We start from the raw sequence: 3537 nt of genomic DNA, 5'->3' as shown, positions 1-3537 counted from the left end.
ACCTTTAATTCCGGGTAAATCTAGTAAAATTGACAATCTTGTAACTAGAATCACTGACGCAATGTATATAATAAATATATCGAAGTGAGCCTACGGGCTCTTTTTTCATGACTTAATCTTGGATACAGCGAAATGAGAGATGAGAGCTGATTTCACCGTCCTGGAGTTGCTCGCAGACCGGGTTGCCGTTCAAGAATCTGTTTCTTTCTTACGCCAACGGCTTGAACACTGGCGACTTGTTATGCCCTTCGAGGCGGTTACTTTTACTCGATCAAAAAGGTCTACTCAGTTGTAAGCCTCCCAAAGTCAGTGTATTAGAATGGACTTTCCAATATATACCAGAGGTTATACTTACCAGCTTACAGAAATAAGCGAATAAGTATTATATAGGAGATGAGCCAGTGAAAAAAATAATTTCGTTTCTGATAGGTAGTTTTCTTCTTTGTATGTTTTTTCTAAGCGATTTAAACATAGTAAACGCCTCCAGCTCGACATTAAGTAGAGATGAGAATGAACTATCGGAGAGTAGTCAGCTAAATTTTGCGAAGCTTAGAAACGATACTGGTTTTGTATTGTCGAGCCCTAAACACTGGAATAATTCCGAATGGAATAGCTTTTTCCTGTATGGTGGAGGAACCTATCTTATCTATAAGAATGACAATCATATCCGTAATTGGTTTCAGGATAGGCACAGTAATGATGGTAATAGGATTGCACGATTTGGCAACGCATTTCCTATTACAGGATTAATATATATGGGTGGAACGTATTTTCTTGGTAACGAAAAACAGAGGCAAGTTTCTACAGTTGGGTTGGAAAGCGCGTTCAGTACCCTAGTTGTCACCGAAATGATTAAAACGATTGTATCGCGTGATAGACCGTCTAGGAACAAGGAAAATGATTCGTTTCCCTCTTCTCATACCGCTGTAGCGTTTTCGCTAGCCACAGTTATTGCCAATGAGTATAAGGACGATAAGTATGCAGGACCGGTTGCTTACGGACTGGCGACAGTTACCGGACTCTCTCGGTTATATGATAACCGCCACTGGGCCTCGGACGTATTCGCAGGGGGCTTAATCGGTTATTACACCACCAAAACGATAATAAAATTGAATGCAGACCCCAAATCTGATATAAAAGTTCAGCCGTTCGTCGACGCTAGTAAAGCCGGAATGTTGCTAAAGAAGAACTTATAGTTCATGTGTCGTAATTGGAGTATCTGACATTAAAAGGATAACGAGTTAGTAATGCTCGCCATTGTTAATCAGCTAGCGCCTAGAGGGCGCTTTTCCTATGCCCAAACCTAGGAGGTGACCACCATGCCCCACTGCAACCAAACCGACTGCCGCTTTAACGACTCTACTCAGCTACTCTGCCAAACCGAGGCTTACCTGGTTGACAGGCGGTGCATCACCTTCAAGCGGCGACCACGGGGCGAGAATTATCGGGGGCTTATGCGTAAGGAAAGTCCCAATTGCCACAAAGATGGTGGAGGAAAATACCGATCTAACAGAGTAGAGCTAATTAAGTAACAAACCCTTGACAATTAGGCGACACTAAGTGATTAATACAACAACGCAAAAACAAGGGGGACGAAATCATGCAAGGTAAACTTTTATCGAACGTAAAATGGGGAATCGGCACATAGCCGACAGGAACGGTAGTATCTATCATTCAAATCTCACAAAGCCATCCCGATAAAGTAAAGATTGAACGCTATCCCGGGAGCCCCACTGCATGGGTATATTTGGATGATATGGAGCCGCTTGAGTAGGCTCCATTTTTATTTGGAGGTGTATTCTATGGTCTTAGCTGACAATATCCCAGTTCATTGTGCTTATGATGATCTAGTTGATATTACGGTGCTGGTACCCAACCCACGCAACCCCAACCAGCACCCGCAAAAACAGATTGAGTTACTTGCCAAGATAATCAAAAACCAGGGCTGGCGTGCACCAATTACGGTGTTCACTCGCTCTGGGTTTATTGTGCGCGGCCACGGACGGCTTCTGGCGGCTCAATTCATGGGCCTAGGGCAAGTACCTGTCGATCGCCAAGACTACGCCACAGAGGCTGAGGAATGGGCTGATTTGATCGCCGATAATCGCATTGCAGGGCTGTCTCAAATCGATGAAGCAATGCTGGCCGGTTTGATGGCTGAGTTGAGCGACTGTGACCTTGATATTAACTTAACCGGCTTCTCAGATAAGCAGATCGATAACCTGTTGGCCGACTATAAGGTTACCGAAGTCAAAGAAGATAACTTTGATCCGGCTGCAGCCGCTGCAGAAATTAAAGAGCCAATAACGAAACCCGGCGACATCTGGCAGCTTGGCCGTCACCGCCTCATGTGTAGGGGATGCCACGAAGCAGTCTGATGTGGATAAACTAATGGATGGTGCCCTGGCGACTATGGTATTTACCGACCCACCATATAACGTGGCATATGAAGGCGGGACTGCCGAAAAGCTAACTATTCAAAATGATAACATGCCGGCCGCTGAGTTCAACCAGTTTCTAAGAGATGCATTCAGTTCAGTGTTTGTGGCAACTGAAGCCGGTGGCGCCATCTATGTGTGTCATGCTGATTCTGAGGGTAGTACGGGGTGCTCTCCAGGAAGCTGGCTGGCTATTTGAGAAGCCAATCCGGAATGGTGAACATCCAACTATGAAGCCGATCGGGCTTTGCGCCAGGGCAATACAGAATTCAAGTCGGTCAGATGAGAGTGTGGCTGACTTTTTTGGCGGTTCCAGAAGCACCCTGATGGCTGCTGAGCAGACTGGGCGAGTATGTTACATGATGGAGATAGATCCGGTTTATTGTGATGTGATAGTTCGGCGGTGGGAAGAGTATAGTGGGCAAAAGAGAATAAGGTTAAGTGGAAGTCTTTAATTCTATTTGTTCAGTTGCTTTAGTTGATTTATAGCAAATTGAATCTCACCTAACTGTAGTTTTATGTTTACATCTTTTAAAATAGATGAAACTTCGACTAGTCCAGCCTTATATGATTTTCTCTTAAATGGAATAAAACGACCAATCTTTATTTTATCAAGAATTATTTTTAATTCGTTTAACGCATTACGGCAATCTTGGAGATCTTCAGACTAATATTGACATCAATATTATATTGCTTATACAAATCTTGATTTTTTGAGTTCAGTTGGTTTTTATATAGTTGGTCAAGTTCTAATAGAATCTGTTCAATTAAAGAGTAAGTTTCGTCAATTCTCGGCTTACTATTTTTTTGATCAAAATCATGATTTGTAGATTCGCAAATACTATCATCAGCATACCATTGACGTAGCTCAACTACTTCAAGTCCGAGTGGATAGTTGGGGTCTTCAATCTTTCTCTTAAGATCATTAATAGCTTTTTCGTAAAGCTGAATTTTACTGTTTGCTCTATCGTTCGGATAGTATGCCGCAAGTTTTTGGCAATCCAAAAGGTCTTTCTTATAAGCTTCTAATTCTTGTTTAATATCCACCATTTCTCCTCAATTCTATAAGTTTTTCCAATTGTTTGCTACTATTATATAC

General features: G+C 42.6%; 5 protein-coding genes. 4 read left to right on the top strand and 1 reads right to left on the bottom strand.

The features are described 5' to 3' along the window. The first annotated feature begins 401 nt into the window (after positions 1-401). The 4 genes from VN379_RS07465 (at position 402) to VN379_RS25130 (ending at position 2893) form a co-directional block, all read left to right on the top strand. Positions 402-1196 carry a phosphatase PAP2 family protein gene (locus VN379_RS07465; RefSeq protein ID WP_325532402.1) on the top strand — a complete coding sequence of 265 codons (795 nt, stop codon included), beginning with the start codon at positions 402-404 and terminating at the stop codon, positions 1194-1196. A gap of 606 nt (positions 1197-1802) precedes the next feature. Then, on the top strand, positions 1803-2378 hold the full coding sequence (locus tag VN379_RS07460; RefSeq protein ID WP_325532400.1) for a ParB/Srx family N-terminal domain-containing protein: 576 nt from the start codon (positions 1803-1805) through the stop codon (positions 2376-2378). A gap of 1 nt (position 2379) precedes the next feature. Continuing rightward, complete coding sequence (locus tag VN379_RS07455; RefSeq protein ID WP_325532398.1) at positions 2380-2637, top strand: hypothetical protein; 258 nt, start codon at positions 2380-2382, stop codon at positions 2635-2637. Beyond that, positions 2525-2893: a DNA methyltransferase gene (locus tag VN379_RS25130; RefSeq protein WP_414714970.1), complete on the top strand. Its 369-nt coding sequence runs from the start codon at positions 2525-2527 to the stop codon at positions 2891-2893. Before VN379_RS07455 ends, VN379_RS25130 begins: the two co-directional genes overlap by 113 nt. A gap of 178 nt (positions 2894-3071) precedes the next feature. On the opposite strand, the gene VN379_RS07450 is transcribed toward VN379_RS25130, so the two are convergent. Then, entirely contained in the window at positions 3072-3488 is a 417-nt protein-coding gene (locus VN379_RS07450; RefSeq protein ID WP_325532396.1) for a hypothetical protein, read from the bottom strand. Positions 3489-3537 lie beyond the last annotated feature (49 nt).

The organism is Sporomusa sp., assembly GCF_035561255.1.
Lineage (GTDB): Bacteria > Bacillota > Negativicutes > Sporomusales > Sporomusaceae > Sporomusa.
The sequence above is the reverse complement of the archived record's forward strand: the minus strand, read 5'-3'. Positions and strand labels throughout refer to the sequence as shown.

Bases quoted from the DNA above. Each gene is read 5' to 3' on its own strand.
- VN379_RS07460 (WP_325532400.1), top strand. From the start codon at position 1,803: ATGGTCTTAGCTGACAATATCCCAGTTCATTGTGCTTATGATGATCTA.
- VN379_RS25130 (WP_414714970.1), top strand. From the start codon at position 2,525: ATGCATTCAGTTCAGTGTTTGTGGCAACTGAAGCCGGTGGCGCCATCT.
- VN379_RS07450 (WP_325532396.1), bottom strand. From the start codon at position 3,488: ATGGTGGATATTAAACAAGAATTAGAAGCTTATAAGAAAGACCTTTTG.